The sequence below is a fragment of the Pontimicrobium sp. MEBiC06410 genome, assembly GCF_053601615.1.
Genome location: NZ_JBSHNT010000158.1, coordinates 189,089 through 205,806 on the forward strand (window position 1 = coordinate 189,089; position 16,718 = coordinate 205,806).

A 16,718-nucleotide genomic window follows, 5' to 3' on the forward strand; every position below is an offset into this window, starting at 1 on the left:
ATTCTATAAAAAAAGAGTAACATTCCTGTTACTCTTTTTAATTAATATAAATTATTTTATTCTTATCTAATTATATTATTGCTTAATTAGTTTTACTACTCCTTTAGAATTTCCTGAAGTAATTGTCATAAAATACATTCCTGAAGCAGCGCCAGATAAGTCTATAGCTTTTGTAGTACTCATATTAGATAAATCTACTGTTCTAATAATACGACCATTAATATCGTGTATTTCTGCTTTAACTAAATTTATAGTACTTGTTTTTTCTATATTAAAGATTCCATTAGATGGATTTGGATATACTTTTACCAAATTAGCTATACCGTTAAATTCTGCTACAGATAATGAATATTGGCAGTTATATAACATAACTTCATCTACATACCAACCATCTCTACCATTACAACCATCTGTACCTAACTCAAATCTAAACTGAATTGTAGAATTAGCTGTAACACCAAGACTTGATAAATCTATAACACTAGTACCCCAACTACTTGTAAGAGAACCTTCGTCTGCACCATGGAAAGCAACTTCTCCTCTTAATGGGTTATCGTTACCATTTAACATTAATGCTCCATTATACGGGTTGGCTGTAAAAGCAGCACTACCAAGTAATTGCCACGCACCCCCATCTAACTTATATTTTATATTACCTCCATCGTAATCAGTTTCTGTTGCTATATAATGGTTAAATGCTAGCTCATAAGTACCTTCTGTAAAATTTGGTATTGTAATTTCTGGACTTGTTAAAGTAATCTTACCATTTTCTAAATCTCCTGCACAGTCTCCAATAATAGGATCTGTACCAAAAGCAGCACTTCCTGCTCTTCCTTTAGGTAATGTATTGTCTACAACCCAATCTCTATCTTCCCAAGTTGCTGCATTTATAGGTGCTTGCTCAACAAGCCATCCATCCATTCCAGTCTCCCAATCTTCAAAAAAGATAGCATCATTTGTTGCATTATCACATAAATCTGGAATTGGTGCTAAAATTGTATCAAACCCACATGCATCTGGGTTTATTCTCATTTCTACTGCTAATACAGCAGCAATAACAGCATCTACATCTGCAGCAGTAATCATTTCTCCAGAAGGTCCCGCAGGAACATCTGTTGTAGATAAGCCTTCTAAATTTATTCCTATTAAGTCTGTTGCAGAAGCTTCTAAAGCATCTGCCATAGATGCAAAATCGCTAGTAGCTGTTAAGTATTGTGATTGTGCTCTCCAAAATATATGAGCCGCTTTTGTAAAACCTATGCCATTTACTACTTGTCCGTTAAAATTACCTCCATCTACTAATAAGGCATAAGCATGGTTTGGTATTCCTGAATTTATATGAACTCCACCAGAGTCTCCTGTAGAACACCAGTATTGTCCATCTGTAACTTTTCCTGGATGGTTTCTACATGTAGGATCCCACATATCTCTAATAGCTCCTCCAAATGCTGTTGCATCTTCTCCAATCATCCAACGATCTGAGCTACCACAACCAGTTCTTAAAGAGTTATCATCATCTGCATCTTCATAAGCATTTAAAATATCTACTGTTTCTCCCCATATATCTGAGAACGATTCGTTTAATGCTCCAGATTGCCATTGGTATATTAAACCACTTGTAGAACCTGTATAAGCATGTCCCCATTCATGTGCAATAACATCATCTGTTGCTGTTCCATTACAGTAATTTGCTGTAGCTCCATTCCAGTTTGCATTTGGGCATGAAATATTAGGATCGTTATTTATTGTTCTCATTTGGGCATCAGCTCCATCATAAGAGGTGTATCCAAATGCATTTTCAAAAAAGTAATATGTATGTCCAGACGCAACAACTTCGTTTTGTTGCCATATTGTTAAAGATCCAGGAAAAGCATCTCCTTCTTCCCAAACAGTATTACCTGTATTCCCTTCATAAACAACACGATCTAAAGCATGTGCCATGCCTGTAAATTGCTCAACTATTGTCCCATTATGAGCATTTACAAATACAAATTCTCTTACATCTTTATCATTTCTAACTTCTACTTCATAAACTAAATATTTACTCCCTAAAAAGCCTTGAGCTAAACCTTTAGCAAACACATAAAGTGTACTTTTGTTTACAAATAATGCTGTACCAGAATAATTTATATTTTGGCTAGCAATAGCTTCCATTGCTAATGCATTAGCTTCTCCTTCACTTAAAGTAGGCGTTGCGTCTAATTTGATATTAGGAATATAATTTCCGTTTACAGATGTTAAACGTTCTTGCGCATTAAAATGAAAACGTAATTTACCATCGTATACTGGCACTCCATTATACTCTTGCTGTACAAGTACGTTTTTTAATCCATAAGTATCTGTTTCTTCTTTGTTAAGAACTAGCTTATTTTTTGAAGCATCTATGTTATAGATAGACTTATTGGTTTCTAAAAAATTAAGTGCTTTTTCGTAAGGGGTTCCGCCTTTAACTTTTAATGAATTGTTTAAGGGGAATTTTACAAATTCTGGTGTACCGAAATTCTCATTTACGGTAATTGTAGCCTGAGTTTTCTTTTGAAAATCGGCAATGGATTTTTGTGTATTTTGAGCAAACAAGGTCCCACTCGCTAACATTGCACAAAAAACCAAATAATTGTATTTTTTCATCATTATGTAGTTTAAGTTGTGCTAAAGTAGGTTTTTATTGGGCATAAAAAAAACCTAAATTTGTTAAATTCAGGTTTTTACTATAAGTATTTGAGTCTATTTTAGTTCTAGAACATCTCTCTTCCAGAAAAATGAAAAGCACCTTCTATAGCAGCATTCTCATCACTATCACTACCATGTACAGCATTCTCTCCTATAGATGCAGCATATAATTTACGAATAGTTCCTTCTGCTGCTTCTGCTGGATTAGTTGCTCCAATTAAAGTTCTAAAATCTTCAACTGCATTGTCTTTTTCTAATATTGCTGCAACAATAGGACCACGAGTCATGTATTCTACTAATTCTCCAAAAAATGGTCTCTCTTTATGTACTGCATAGAAAGTTTGCGCATCTGCTGTTGTCATTTGCGTTAATTTCATTGCTACAATTCTAAACCCTGAAGCATTAATTTTTTCTAAGATTGCGCCAATGTGCCCTTTTTCAACTGAATCAGGCTTAAGCATTGTAAATGTTCTATTTGTTGCCATTTTATTCTATTCTAAAATATTAATATGTTTTCTATTCTAACTTTAAAAATCACAAAATATCCATACGTAAAAAATACTTCCGTTTTTTAAAGTTGGCGCAAAAGTAATGTTTTTCTTTAAATTACTCATATAATCCAATATTAAAAAATTGTATCTTCGTCGCCTATGAATTCACAAGATATATTAGAGATAAAAGAGTTACTCGCTTCTCCAAAGAAAATAGTTGTAATTCCTCATAAAAACCCAGACGGTGATGCTATTGGATCTACTTTAGGATTATTACATTATTTGTTAAAGTTAAACCATAAAGCAGTTGTAATAGCTCCTAATGATTTTCCTGATTTTTTAAAATGGATTCCTAAACAGGATACTATTTTAAAATACGAAACGCAACAAACTGAATGTGATGAGCTTATTAATGATGCAGATATAATGTTTACATTAGATTTTAATGCCTTCCATAGAACTGGTAATATGGAAACTGTTTTAACAAATAGTAATGCTATTAAAATTATGATAGATCATCATCAACAACCAGATGATTATGCTAAGTATATGTTTAGCGATGTCTCTATGAGTTCTACCTGCGAGATGATATATCATTTTTTAGAAAAATTAGAAGATTTAGATTACATAGATAAAGACCTAGCGACTTGTTTGTATGTTGGTATAATGACAGATACTGGATCTTTTAGGTTTCGTTCTACAACAAGTACTACCCATAGAATTATTTCTAAATTAATAGATAAAGGTGCAGATAATACACAAATACATAATAATGTATATGATACCAATAGTTATAACAGATTACAATTACTAGGCTGTGCTTTAAATAATTTAAAAATTATTCCAGAATCTCGTACTGCTTACATTACCTTATCTCAAAATGAACTTCAAAAATTAGATTATAAAAAAGGGGATACAGAAGGTTTTGTTAATTATGCTTTATCATTAAACAATATTGTATTAGCTGCGATTTTTATTGAAGATAAACAAAACAAAATTATAAAAATATCGTTACGTTCTAAGGGTGATTTTTCTGTTAATGAATTATCAAGAGCTCATTTTGATGGCGGAGGCCATACTAATGCCGCAGGAGGTAAAAGTGATTTACCTTTAGGCTCCACTGTTGATAAATTTATTAGTATATTACCACAATATAATAAAGCATTAAATAATGTATAGATTAATTTTAGTTTGCATAATAGCTGGACTAACTATAGGTTGTAAGTCTCCAGAACCACGCAAACCTATATCTGTAAAATCTGGATCTTTTTTTAACGAATCTATAGAACGTAACAAGAAACTATACGAAAAAGAGAAAGCTCAAATTCTTGCAATTATTGCAAAAACGCCTGAAGATAATTATATAGCCTCAGAAAACGGGTTTTGGTATGCTTATCAAAACAAAATTGAGGCTGACAGTTTAAAAACGCCTAGTTTTGGAGACATTGTAAATTTTAACTATAGTATTTCTAGTTTAAACGGAACTATTATTTATTCTACCGAAGAACTAAAAACACGCAATTACGCAATGGATAAAGAAGAACTATTTTCTGGTTTAAGAGAAGGTTTAAAACTTATGAAAGCTGGTGAAACCGCAACCTTTATCTTTCCTTCTCAAAAAGCCTATGGATATTACGGAGACGAAAATAAAATTGGAACAAATATGCCAATAATTAGTAAAGTTACTGTAAATTCGATAACCCAAAAGTAACAATTAATACAATGAACAAATTAAAACACTCAATGAAAATTTTTATGATTGCATTATTGGTAACGCTAACCTCAGCCTCTTGCCAAGATAAATACCCAGATTTAGAAGACGGATTATATGCTGAATTTATTACCAATAAAGGTGTAATGGTTGCTAAACTTAATTATGATAAAGCACCAGTAACCGTTGCTAATTTTGTTTCACTTGCTGAAGGAACTAATACTAAAGTAGATAGTGCTTATGCAGGTAAAAAATTCTATAACGGAACAACTTTTCATAGAGTTATCGATAAGTTTATGATTCAAGGAGGTGATCCTACAGGAACAGGGTCTGGTAATCCTGGTTATAGATTTAAAGATGAAATTAACGAGGCTAAACATGATAAGCCAGGAATTTTATCTATGGCTAATTCTGGTCCTGCTACTAATGGCTCTCAATTTTTTATTACAGAAGTACCAACTCCTAATTTAGACCCTAAACATACTGTTTTTGGTGAATTAGTTACGGGGTTAGAAGTACAAGATGTTATTTCTAATGTAAAAACAGGAGAAAGAAACAAACCTGTTGATGATGTTGTTATTGAATCTTTAAATATTATTAGAAAAGGTAGCGAAGCTAAAAAGTTTGATGCTGCTAAAGTATTTGACAGCTATTTTATTGAGTTAGAAGCAGAGAAAAAGAAAGCCTTAGAACAACTTGAAAAAGCAAAGAACAAGTTTGTTAAAGATAATGAAAACTTAAAAGGTGAAGTTAATAGATTATCTTCTGGAGTTGTTATGATTATGACTAAAGAAGGTTCTGCAATTACACCTACATCTCAAGATAAAGTTTTAGTAAACTATGCTGGCTTTTTAGAAGATGGAACTTTATTTGACACGAATATAATGGATGTTGCTAAGCAATTTGGCAAATACGATGAAAGAGCTGAAAAGCAAGGAAAATATAAACCTTACCCTATGCTTTACAGCCCAAAAGCTAGATTAGCACCAGGATTTAGAGAAGCATTATTAAATATGAATGTTGGAGATAAATCTCGTATTTTTATTCCTTCATTTTTAGGCTATGGAAACAGAGATTACGGTCCAATTCCTGCAAATTCTAACCTTATTTTTGACATAGAAATTATTGATATTCAAAAATAATTGAAAGACATAAATATAAACTTAAAAGAGCCTTCATTTCTGAAGGCTCTTTTTTAATTTAGAGAAATCTTAACTTTTAAATACTATAATTTTATGGGTAGAGTTATTAATTGGGGAATTATTGGGTTAGGAAATATTGCAAATACTTTCGCTAAAGATTTACTACTTTCTAATAAAAGTAAATTATATGCTGTAGCTTCTAGACATAGAGATAAAGCTAAGGCATTTAGTGAAAAATTTAATACAACCCTTTATTATAATTCATACAAAGCATTAGCTGAAGACTCAAATATAGATGTTGTATATATTGCTACGCCACATACACTTCATTACGAAAACACCTTATTATGCCTAAGCAAAGGGAAAGCAGTTCTCTGCGAAAAACCTTTTAGCATAAATACAAGTCAGGTAGAAGCTATGATTAAAACTGCAAAGTCCAAAAATTTATTTTTAATGGAAGGTTTATGGACTCGTTTTATTCCTGCTACAGAAAAGCTATTAGAACTTATAGAATTAAATACTATAGGAGACATTATATCTATAAAAGCAGATTTTGGATTTAAAGCCGAAATAGATTTAAAGAGCAGGCTTTATAATAAGGTATTGGGAGGCGGTGCTTTATTAGATATTGGTATTTATCCTATTTATTTAAGTCTTCTTTTACTTGGCTCTCCAAAAGCTATAAAAGCCACTGCGAGAATGACAGAAACGGGTGTAGATAGTTATTGTGCTATGGTTTTTAGTTATGATAATAATGTATCTGCAAATTTAGAATGCACTATAGAAACAGATACACCTACGGAAGCTATTATTTATGGCACAAAAGGCAGTATTAAATTGCATCGTGATTTTTTTGCTTCAAAACAATTAACGTTAACACAAAATAATGTTGAGACAGTTTATGATATAGATAAAAAAGGAATGGGGTATCTACACGAAATTGAAGCTGTTAATTTGTGTTTAATTAATGGTTATAAAGAAAGTTCTAAAGTGCCTTTAAAAACAAGTTTAGAGTTAATAAAAATTATAGACCGAGTAAAAGCATCTATAGGCTTAAATTATAATATTTAACAATTATAAAAGCCTTTTTGTGTAAAACAAAAAGGCTTTTATTTCTAGTATAGAAAATTATTTTTTATTACTTCTCTTCTGCCTTTATATTATCTACAAACGCTTGTAACTTTTTACCATATAAAGACGATTTTATCTTCGGTGTTAAAGAGCTATTTATAGTATCAAGAAGTTTTATATTGGCATTGTAAAGCTCTGTAAGTGCTAAATATGGTGCTACTTCACTATCCTTATTATTAATTGCAAAATTTACAGTATATAAATACTTACGCTTTTCTAGGCCTTCATGCATTTTTTTAGTCTTATCTGCTAAAGCGCTATCGTTAGCTCTATGTGCTTCAAAATTTTCTTTAATTAATTCTAAATTCTTATTATTAAACTTAGACATCATTTTTAAGTAATCTTCTAGCACCTCTTGTTGCTTAGAGCCTTTTATTTTTGCTCCAAAAGCAAAATTATCTAATGTTGTATTTATTTCGGTAATACCTTTGTCTGCAAAAAAAGAAATACGTTCGTCTTCATTATCATTTTTATCTAAATAAATAAAATATAACTCAGGTGTATCGATAGCACTTTCTAATTGAAACTTAGAGTCTCCATTAATAACTGTAGAATCAATAGCTACTAAAACAGAGTCTTTCGCTTTTTTTAAATAAAGTGTTCCTTTCTTTAACCCTTTTACATTTCCTTTTACAATTAACTTGTCTTTATCATTTCCACAAGAAAAGATAAATAATAAGCTAAAAAATACTACTAGTTTTTGCATTTGTAATCTTAAAATTTATTTCCGCAAATATGCTATAAATTATCATTAAAAACTAGCTTACCGAAGCTAATTGCATCAAAATTGTACAACCTATCGCTGCAATAGTTCCTATTGCATATCCAAACACTGCTAACAAAACACCAACTGTTGCTAATGACGGGTGGAATGCAGATGCAACAATAGGTGCAGAAGCGGCCCCTCCAACGTTTGCTTGACTACCAACTGCTAAAAAGAAGTATGGTGCTTTAATTATTTTTGCTACACCTATTAATAATAATGCATGAATACTCATCCAAACGATACCTATAGCTATTAAGCCCACATTATCAAAAATAAGCATTAAGTCCATTTTCATTCCAATAGAGGCTACAAGTATGTATATAAAGACGCTTCCAAATTTACTAGCGCCCGCGCCTTCATAGTTTTTAGCTTTAGTATATGATAAGGCTATAGCTATTAATGTAGAAATACTTATCATCCAGAAAAATTTAGATCCTAAGAACGTAAATATATTTCTTGTTGTTTGCGATTGGATGCCTGAGACAACTTCTTCAAAAAATGGGGCTAAAAAATTAGAACATAAATGTGCAAAACTTACTGCTCCAAACGCTATTGCTCCCATTATCATAATATCTGTTAATGATGGATTACGTTTTACTCCTTCAGAGAACGTAGACATTTTCTCTTTTAAATTCTCTATAGAAGTGGTATCTGCTTTTAACCAAGAATTAATTTTTTTACGTTTACCAATTCCAATAAGTAATAGCGCCATCCAGATATTAGCAACTACAATATCTACAAACACCATTCCTCCGTATAATTTTTGGTTATATCCATAAATCTCTAACATTGCTGTCTGGTTTGCTCCTCCACCTATCCAGCTACCTGCTAGTGTAGATAACCCTCTCCATACAGCATCTGGCCCTATTCCTCCTACAGTTTCTGGTGAGACCATAGAAATTAATAAAATAGCAATTGGCCCTCCTATAACAATACCTATTGTTCCTGTTAAAAACATAATAAGTGCACGCCACCCTAAATTAAACACTCCTTTTAAATCTATACTCAGGGTCATTAAAACAAGTGCTGCTGGTAATAAATACCTGCTAGATACGTAGTAGAGATTAGATTTATGTTTAATTACTTCACCAGCTTTATCTATAGTTTCCCATTCTGGTGCTATAATTCCTGTTGTTGTTAATACAGCAGGAATCATATATGCCATGAATAATCCTGGTACAATTTTATAAAATTGTGGCCAAAAACCAGTTTTAATAGATTCTGTATAAAATACAGCTCCTAAGGCAAGCATTAGTAATCCAAATACAATAGTATCGTCTGTAAATAGTGGTGCGTTTTCCATTTAGTTAGTTTTTTTATCCTTGCAAAGTAGCAAAATTAACGGCATAAAAAAAGCGACTCGATTAAGAGTCGCTATCATTTTTGTTTATGTGCTTAGGTTTAGGGTCTCGCTTGGCTTCTTTTAAACCTTTCATTAATATCCATTCTATTTGCCCATTAGTACTACGAAACTCATCGGAAGCCCATTTTTCTATAGCTTTAAGCATCTCTTCATTTATTCGCAACGCGAAAGCTTTTTTCTTCGCCATTTTATTGAGTTTCTTTTCTTTTTAAGTTTATTAATTAGCCAAATATAATACAAACTACTGCATCGTGTAAATTCATTAATCTCTCAATTAATGATTTAAAGTTCCTGTATTTAATACTGGAGACGCATCTTTATCGCCACATAGAATAACCATTAAATTACTTACCATTGCCGCTTTACGTTCTTCATCTAAGTCTACAATATTTTTTTTACCTAACTCCTCTAAAGCCATTTCTACCATACTAACTGCTCCTTCAACAATTTTATGTCTTGCTGCCACTATAGCTGTAGCTTGTTGACGCTTAAGCATAGCATTTGCTATTTCTTGGGCATAAGCTAAATATCCTATTCTTGCTTCAAGTACCTCTATTCCTGCTATAGACAAACGCTCGTCTATTTCCTTTTCTAACGCTTCACTAACTTCATTAACACTAGATCTCAAGGTTATATCTTCTACATGTCCTTCATCTGCAAAGTTATCATAAGGATACATACTTGCTAACTTTCTTACGGCTGCATCTGTTTGTACTCTAACAAAATTCTCATAATTATCTACATCGAATGCTGCTTTGTAAGTGTTATTTACTTTCCATACCAATATAGTACTTATCATAACTGGGTTGCCCAATTTATCATTTACTTTTAAACGTTCGCTATCAAAATTACTTGCTCTTAATGAAATTTTCTTTTTAGAATAAAAAGGGTTTACCCAATAAAATCCATTTTTTTTAATTGTACCTACATACTTACCAAATAATAGTAATACTCTAGAACCATTTGGTTGCACCATTAAAAATCCAGGCATAATAAATAAGCCAATTATTAAAAGTAAGGCATATTCTATTTCTTCTGTAGCAATAGCCGCAAATATACTTCCAACCACAATTGCTAAAAATACAAACAACATAAGATAACCGTTTGCGGGTGTAATGATTTTTTCTTCTTTCATAAGGATAAAGTTTAAATTGATATTAAAATGATATCATAAAGATATATTTTTATTTTCATATTCCAAAATTTTAACTCAAAATAAACTGTGGCACGGAGATTGTATATTTAAAAACATAATTACTTATGAAGATTTTTTTTAGAGTGTGGTTACTTTAAATTAAAATAGTAATTACCATATTTTTGATTGGTTAGTTAAAAAAAGCATCTGTGTTAACAGATGCTTTCTTTGTACTATTTATTTACAAAACTTAAATCATGTTATTTTTAACATGCATTTATAATAGTTCAGGTACGTATAATTATATTTTGGCACAGTCATTGCTTTATTCTTTTTATAATTACATACATTGATTATTTTAGAGTGTGGTTACTTTAAACTAGGAGTAGTAATTATCATATTTTTGGTTGGTTAGTATGAAAAAGCACCTGTTAAAGCAGGTGCTTTTTCTATTTTTTAAGGTTTTGTTACTTAATAAGCTTCTTTTTTATTTTTAACATGTATTTATGATTTCTCACCTTATAACAATATTACTTTGGCACAATGATTGCTTTATAGTTAATGTAATTATTTACGATGATTATTTTAAGGTGTGGTTACTTTAAATTAGGAGTAGTAATTACCATATTTTTGGTTGGTTAGTATGAAAAAGCACTTGTTAAGCAGGTGCTTTTTCTATTTTTCAAGGTTTTATTACTTAGTAAACTTCCTTTTTTATTTTTAACATGTATTTATGATTTCGCACCTCATAGCAATATTACTTTGGCACAATGATTGCTTTATAGTTAACGTAATTATTTACGATGATTATTTTAAGGTGTGGTTACTTTAAATTAGGAGTAATAATTACCATATTTTTGGTTGGTTAGTTGAAAAAGCATCTGTTAACACAGATGCTTTTTCCATTATTAATATTACCTACATCGTTTATTCTATTTTTTTTGTAATAAAAACATTCTATCTTCGACATAATTTCTAAACTAAATAACATGGTTTCTATTAATAAAGGAAGCTATAAATTAACTTAAATATGAAAAACTATCTTATTGTCGCTACTTTATTTTTAGCGTTAGCATCTTGTAAAAAGGATGTAAAAACTAAAAATGTAGAACAAGAAAACACAACAGAAACAACTACAGATTATGCTAAAGAGACTTTAGATGTTAGCACTACTGTTTACCCAGAGAACATTACTAAAGTTTTTAATGCTCATGGAGGCATAGATAAGTGGAATAAACTAGGTGCTTTAGTTTTCGAAATTGAAAAACCAGATGGTAACGAAAAAACAACTACTGCTTTAAAGAGTAGAAAATCTTTAATTGAAACTAAAGATTATACTTTAGGTTATAACGGAAAATATGCTTGGTTGGATGAGCATAAAGACAAAGCTTTTAAAAATGACCCTAAGTTTTATTATAACTTAATGTTTTATTTCTATGCCATGCCTTTTGTATTAGGTGATGATGGTATTACATACCAAGATGTAGAACCTTTAGTTTACGAAGGTAAATCGTACCCTGGTATTAAAGTTTCTTACGAGAAAGGCATAGGCGAATCTCCAGATGACGAATATATTCTATATTATGACCAAGAGACCAACAAAATGGCTTGGCTTGGCTATACGGTAACTTACTTTTCTAAAGAAAAAAGTAGTGAATTTCATTTTATAAGATATTCTAATTGGCAAACTGTTAATGGTTTTGTTTTACCTGCAAAATTAGAATGGCATAAAGCTGAAGGGTTTAAAATAGGAGAAAAACGAAACGAAATGAATTTTGTAAATATTTCAGTTTTAAAAACTGCTCCTAACGATAGTCTTTTTGAAAAAACTGAAAATGGTGTCATTTCAGAGTAGAACGCTTCAAAAAAAATTGATAAAAAAAAGCGATTCCAATTGGAATCGCTTTTTTTTATCAATAATAAGTTAATTATTGATTCTTATATTTATTAGAATAACGTTTATACAATTCTGTTTGGTGAGATTCTAAACTAATATCTCTACCTTCTATATATGCTTTAGTTAATTTATTTGTTCGCATATCTAAAGCATCGCCTTCGCTAATAAAGAGAGTGGCGTCTTTACCCACTTCTAGAGAGCCTACTCTACTGTCTATTCCTAAAATTTTAGCTGTGTTTAAGGTAATTAAACTTAAAGCTTCTTCTTTGGTTAATCCATAAGCGGCACATGTTCCAGCCAAAAAAGGAAGGTTACGTGTATTCATACGTTCCATATCTCCTGCATTTTCTAATCCTACTAAAACGCCAGCTTTAACTAAATCATTAGCCATTTTAAATGGGGCATCATAGTCTCCATCATCTGTATTTGGTCGAGAGTGTACGCGTTGTAATAATACTGGTATATTATTCTGCTTTAATAAATTTGTTACTAGATTAGCTTCGTACCCACCAACGATAACCATTTTTTTAATACCATTTTCTTTAGAAAACGTTATGGCATCTGTTATTCCTTTCTCATTACTTACATGTACATATAATGTTTTAGAACCATCCATGAGTCCTTGCAAGGCTTCAAAAGGTAAATGTTTTGGTTTTTTATTTCCTGTTATGTACGCTTTACTTTCTACAAAATAATTAGCTAATGCTTCTACTTGCTTTTTATAATTTTTATTTGCTTTTAACGTTGCTGGCTCCCCTAACCACCATCGTCCTCTAGAAAAAGGATTAGGCCAATTTAAATGGATTCCATCATCTTTTTTAATAGCTGCGTCTTCCCAATTCCAAGCATCCAATTGCACTATAGAAGAGGTTCCCGAAATACGTCCGCCTCGTGGTGTAATTTGAGCCATTAACACACCATTAGGCCTCATAGATTCTACAACCTTAGATTCTGTATTATATGCAATTAAGCTACGAATATGTGGATTCATTAAACCTACTTCATCATTATCTTGAGTTGCTCTTACTGCATCTATTTCTACTAAACCAAGCGTAGAATTAGGCGCTATAAATCCTGGATAAACATGCTTTCCTTTTGCATCAATTATTTTTCCTAATCTAGCTATACGAGAATTAGCACTCCCTACAAAAGTAAGTTTACCATTTTCGAACATTATTAATGCATTCTCTATAACTTGACCGTTACCTAGATGAGCTGTTGCTCCTTCTATAGATACGCCTTGTTTTTGTTTTGTGGCTGGTGTTTGTTGTGCTACTACTATTGATGAAAATAGTAAAGCGACAGCCAGTATATGTAATTTAAAATAATTCATTTTAATAGTTGTTTTAGTTGTGATACTTCATTATTGTGTAAATTAAAAATCTGTATCACAGTGAAAATGTGCTTTAACTTTCTTTTCAATAGGTTTTGTTTTCAACCCTTTATTTTTAGCTTGTAGCATTAATGTTGTTAACTCATTTTTTTCTTGCTTAATCGCTTTTCTAAGTTTAGCATCCCTATCTATGTCAAAATAGGTAACTCCATCAATAACTGTGCGTTCTGCTTTTGCATAAATAGATAATGGGTTATCGCTCCATAATACTACGTCTGCATCTTTACCTGTTTTAATACTTCCTACACGATCATCTATGTGTAATAATTTTGCAGGGTTAAGGGTTACAAATTTCCATGCTTCTTCTTCGCTAATGTTTCCATATTTTACAGATTTTGCAGCTTCTTGATTTAAACGTCTTGACATTTCTGCATCATCACTATTAATAGCTACAGTTACTCCTGCATTATGCATAATTGCTGCATTATATGGTATAGCATCATTAACCTCATACTTATAAGCCCACCAATCGCTAAATGTGGAACCGCCAACACCATGTTTCTTCATTTTATCTGCTACTTTGTAGCCTTCTAGAATATGTGTAAACGTATTAATGTTAAAGTTAAATTGTTCTGCAACTTTCATTAACATATTAATTTCACTTTGTACATAAGAGTGACAGCTAATAAAGCGTTCTTTATTTATAATTTCTGCTAATGTCTCTAATTCTGCATCTTTACGATAAGGCTTTCCGCTTTTCTTTAATGCATCATACTCTTTTGCTCGTTGAAAGTAATCTATATATACTTGCTCTACTCCCATTCTAGTTTGTGGAAAACGAACTCTATTATTATCTCCCCAGTTACTTTGTTTTACATTTTCTCCTAAAGCAAATTTTATAAACTTAGGTGAATTTTTGTAAAGTAAATTCTCGGCAGATTCTCCCCACTTTAATTTAATTATTGCAGAGCGCCCTCCAATTGGATTTGCTGAGCCGTGTAAAATTTGAATAGAAGTTACACCTCCTGCTAAATTACGGTAGATATTAATATCCTCAGGGTTAATTACATCTTCTATTGTTACCTCAGCTGTAGAGTTATGTCCAGATTCGTTAACAGAAGAAGTTGCAATATGCGCATGCTCGTCTATTATACCAGAGGTTAAATGTTTTCCCGTTCCATCAATAACAGTAGCTCCAGAGCTACTTAAATTAGTTCCTATTTTAGAGATCTTTCCGTTTTTAATTAAAACATCTGTATTTTTAAGAATCCCTTCTTTTTCATTTGTCCAGACAGTTACATTTTTAAATAATAATGTTTCTTGTTTTGGCAACACATCAAAACCGTATGCCATATTAGGGAAAGTTACAGGAAACTCTTTTTCAGTATCTGTAGCTTTATCGGTTCCTTTTTTAGATTCTCCATTTTTCTTTTTATCGTCCTTCTCCTTCTCTTCTTTAGCTTTCTTTTTAGCATAAAATGCCATTTCGTTGCCATTAGGGAAATAGGCTTTTCCATTAAAGTTATTGGTTTCTGTAATATTAGACACTAGTCTTATAAACTCTTGTTTTGTTGTATCTAATGATGAAAATGTTAAATTCATCCAATCTTCCTTAAAGCTTATTTTGGTTCCTAATGCTATACTATCGCTTGTTACTTTTGCTTTTAGTTTTTCGGTTGTACCAGAAATGGACAAATCGTAATTATTATTACCTAATTTAAAAGTATAATCTCCTCTAATGTCTTTTACGTGCATTGGAGAAAATTCATTTTTAACACCGGTTACCCAATTTTGATGAATCTTAGTTCCTTTTTCAAAAAGGTCTCCAGAAGTAATTAAAAAATTAGCATAAGCTCCAGTTTTTAAAGTTCCTATACTATTACTTTTTCCTAGAATTTGTGCAGGAATAGTTGTTAAGGCTGCTAAAGCGTTTTCCTTACTTAAACCCGCTTTTATAGCTTTTAAAAGATTAGGCATTAATTCTTTTGCAGACTTTAATTTATAAGTAGACAACGCAAACGTTACGCCATTATCTGCTAATATTTTTGGGTTAGAGGGTCTTTGTTTCCATTCTCTTAAATCTGCTAAGCTTACTGCTCTTGCCAAAAATGGATCTTCCATATCATAGGCATCAGGAAAATTTAAAGGGATTATAAACTTAGCATTTGTAGCCTTAATCTCTTTAATGTTTTCATATTCGTCTCCGCCTCCTACAAATACATATTGTGTGTTAAATTCATCACCAATTTTATCAAATCGTAAAGCATTAATTTTACTTCCTGCTTCCATAATTTGCACTAAATTTTTATTAGCTAAAAATGCTTCAAGTGCTCTATCTTTTTCTTTTATATTTCCTTTTGCATACCAATCTGCATCATAATTTACTTGACGTAATAGAGCCATTGTTCCCATTAAAGATGTTGGGTATGCTTGTCTAGAAGTATTACTTTTACTAGTACCTGTATACTGTGCAGAACGTTGCGACAAAATACGGTTAGCATTAGTTCCTTCTGTATTTAAAGCTATTAAAGCTCCTGTACCTCGAATAATACCATCATCTATGTGCGTGTTTACAACACCAAAACCAGCTTGTTGTAGCTCTTTTGCTTTTTTAGAATCAAAGCTATACATATCTATAGCATTTTTATCTGGCCTAATGTGGTCATTCCAATAATACCCTTCTCTACTAGCATCGTATTGTGGCAAACGAGAGCCTCCCGTTTTTCTACTAGGTTTAGTTACACCAAACGTAGAGTAAATATCTATAAACGACGGATAAATACTTTTACCAGAAACATCTACAGTAATGCAATTTTTAGGAATTGCAACATTAACCCCTGTAGAAACAACTTTACCATCTTTAATTAATAAAGTCCCATTCTCAATAACCTCGGTTGGTGAAACATAAATTTTTGCATTAGTAAATGCAGTGTAATTAGAATTACTTGTCTTTACACCATTGTTTTTAGGAACATTCTCTTGAGCGTGAAGTATAAAACCACACAATAAAAGCATGTACATTAAATAGTTTTTAATCATACGTTAGTTAATAAATAATTAGAGGTTTAAATATAATGAT

The 16,718-nt window shown here is 31.5% G+C and carries 13 protein-coding genes; 5 read left to right on the forward strand and 8 right to left on the reverse strand.

Features of this window, described 5'->3' with window-relative positions; all coding sequences use genetic code 11:
• Positions 1-75 precede the first annotated feature (75 nt).
• Positions 76-2,631, reverse strand: coding sequence for a M4 family metallopeptidase (locus ACVC08_RS14230; protein WP_452602522.1), 2,556 nt, complete (start codon positions 2,629-2,631; stop codon positions 76-78).
• 104 nt (positions 2,632-2,735) lie between these two features.
• Positions 2,736-3,155, reverse strand: a complete 420-nt coding sequence (locus ACVC08_RS14235; protein ID WP_452599851.1) for a nucleoside-diphosphate kinase — start codon at positions 3,153-3,155, stop codon at positions 2,736-2,738.
• Between the two features lie 165 nt (positions 3,156-3,320).
• Here ACVC08_RS14235 and ACVC08_RS14240 point away from each other — a divergent pair, with 165 nt between their 5' ends.
• The 4 genes from ACVC08_RS14240 to ACVC08_RS14255 all read left to right on the forward strand — a co-directional run bounded on the left by ACVC08_RS14240 (position 3,321) and on the right by ACVC08_RS14255 (position 7,085).
• The gene (locus ACVC08_RS14240; RefSeq protein WP_452602523.1) at positions 3,321-4,340 is read left to right on the forward strand and encodes a DHH family phosphoesterase; all 1,020 of its coding nucleotides are present in this window, start codon (positions 3,321-3,323) and stop codon (positions 4,338-4,340) included.
• Positions 4,333-4,872 (forward strand): gliding motility-associated peptidyl-prolyl isomerase GldI, encoded by a 540-nt coding sequence (gene gldI / locus ACVC08_RS14245; protein ID WP_452602524.1) that lies wholly within the window; start codon positions 4,333-4,335, stop codon positions 4,870-4,872. The genes ACVC08_RS14240 and gldI overlap by 8 nt, the downstream gene beginning before the upstream one ends.
• A gap of 11 nt (positions 4,873-4,883) precedes the next feature.
• On the forward strand, positions 4,884-6,014 hold the full coding sequence (locus ACVC08_RS14250; protein WP_452602525.1) for a peptidylprolyl isomerase: 1,131 nt from the start codon (positions 4,884-4,886) through the stop codon (positions 6,012-6,014).
• Positions 6,015-6,107: 93 nt separating this feature from the next.
• Positions 6,108-7,085 (forward strand): Gfo/Idh/MocA family protein, encoded by a 978-nt coding sequence (locus tag ACVC08_RS14255; protein ID WP_452598118.1) that lies wholly within the window; start codon positions 6,108-6,110, stop codon positions 7,083-7,085.
• Between the two features lie 67 nt (positions 7,086-7,152).
• Here the strand turns inward: ACVC08_RS14255 and ACVC08_RS14260 are convergent, their stop codons facing one another.
• From ACVC08_RS14260 to ACVC08_RS14275, 4 genes are all read right to left on the reverse strand, one after another.
• A complete protein-coding gene (locus ACVC08_RS14260; RefSeq protein WP_452602526.1) occupies positions 7,153-7,851 on the reverse strand; it encodes a DUF4369 domain-containing protein in 699 nt (232 codons plus the stop codon).
• A gap of 52 nt (positions 7,852-7,903) precedes the next feature.
• Positions 7,904-9,214, reverse strand: a complete 1,311-nt coding sequence (locus tag ACVC08_RS14265; RefSeq protein WP_452598116.1) for a DUF819 family protein — start codon at positions 9,212-9,214, stop codon at positions 7,904-7,906.
• Positions 9,215-9,275: 61 nt separating this feature from the next.
• The gene (locus ACVC08_RS14270) at positions 9,276-9,461 is read right to left on the reverse strand and encodes an Arc family DNA-binding protein (RefSeq protein WP_452598115.1); all 186 of its coding nucleotides are present in this window, start codon (positions 9,459-9,461) and stop codon (positions 9,276-9,278) included.
• Positions 9,462-9,548: 87 nt separating this feature from the next.
• Positions 9,549-10,409 carry an SPFH domain-containing protein gene (locus tag ACVC08_RS14275; protein ID WP_452598114.1) on the reverse strand — a complete coding sequence of 287 codons (861 nt, stop codon included), beginning with the start codon at positions 10,407-10,409 and terminating at the stop codon, positions 9,549-9,551.
• 1,030 nt (positions 10,410-11,439) lie between these two features.
• On the opposite strand from ACVC08_RS14275, the gene ACVC08_RS14280 reads away from it, so the two are divergent.
• Positions 11,440-12,264, forward strand: a complete 825-nt coding sequence (locus ACVC08_RS14280) for a DUF6503 family protein (protein WP_452602527.1) — start codon at positions 11,440-11,442, stop codon at positions 12,262-12,264.
• Between the two features lie 73 nt (positions 12,265-12,337).
• Here ACVC08_RS14280 and ACVC08_RS14285 read toward each other — a convergent pair whose 3' ends face one another.
• The gene (locus ACVC08_RS14285; RefSeq protein WP_452602528.1) at positions 12,338-13,639 is read right to left on the reverse strand and encodes an amidohydrolase family protein; all 1,302 of its coding nucleotides are present in this window, start codon (positions 13,637-13,639) and stop codon (positions 12,338-12,340) included.
• 42 nt (positions 13,640-13,681) lie between these two features.
• On the reverse strand, positions 13,682-16,678 hold the full coding sequence (locus ACVC08_RS14290; RefSeq protein WP_452602529.1) for an amidohydrolase family protein: 2,997 nt from the start codon (positions 16,676-16,678) through the stop codon (positions 13,682-13,684).
• Positions 16,679-16,718: the final 40 nt, after the last annotated feature.

Excerpts from the sequence above, each read along its gene's own strand:
- ACVC08_RS14230 (WP_452602522.1), bottom strand. The coding sequence starts at position 2,631 with ATGATGAAAAAATACAATTATTTGGTTTTTTGTGCAATGTTAGCGAGT.
- ACVC08_RS14235 (WP_452599851.1), bottom strand. The coding sequence starts at position 3,155 with ATGGCAACAAATAGAACATTTACAATGCTTAAGCCTGATTCAGTTGAA.
- ACVC08_RS14240 (WP_452602523.1), top strand. The coding sequence starts at position 3,321 with ATGAATTCACAAGATATATTAGAGATAAAAGAGTTACTCGCTTCTCCA.
- gldI (WP_452602524.1), top strand. The coding sequence starts at position 4,333 with ATGTATAGATTAATTTTAGTTTGCATAATAGCTGGACTAACTATAGGT.
- ACVC08_RS14250 (WP_452602525.1), top strand. The coding sequence starts at position 4,884 with ATGAACAAATTAAAACACTCAATGAAAATTTTTATGATTGCATTATTG.
- ACVC08_RS14255 (WP_452598118.1), top strand. The coding sequence starts at position 6,108 with ATGGGTAGAGTTATTAATTGGGGAATTATTGGGTTAGGAAATATTGCA.
- ACVC08_RS14260 (WP_452602526.1), bottom strand. The coding sequence starts at position 7,851 with ATGCAAAAACTAGTAGTATTTTTTAGCTTATTATTTATCTTTTCTTGT.
- ACVC08_RS14265 (WP_452598116.1), bottom strand. The coding sequence starts at position 9,214 with ATGGAAAACGCACCACTATTTACAGACGATACTATTGTATTTGGATTA.
- ACVC08_RS14270 (WP_452598115.1), bottom strand. The coding sequence starts at position 9,461 with ATGGCGAAGAAAAAAGCTTTCGCGTTGCGAATAAATGAAGAGATGCTT.
- ACVC08_RS14275 (WP_452598114.1), bottom strand. The coding sequence starts at position 10,409 with ATGAAAGAAGAAAAAATCATTACACCCGCAAACGGTTATCTTATGTTG.
- ACVC08_RS14280 (WP_452602527.1), top strand. The coding sequence starts at position 11,440 with ATGAAAAACTATCTTATTGTCGCTACTTTATTTTTAGCGTTAGCATCT.
- ACVC08_RS14285 (WP_452602528.1), bottom strand. The coding sequence starts at position 13,639 with ATGAATTATTTTAAATTACATATACTGGCTGTCGCTTTACTATTTTCA.
- ACVC08_RS14290 (WP_452602529.1), bottom strand. The coding sequence starts at position 16,678 with ATGATTAAAAACTATTTAATGTACATGCTTTTATTGTGTGGTTTTATA.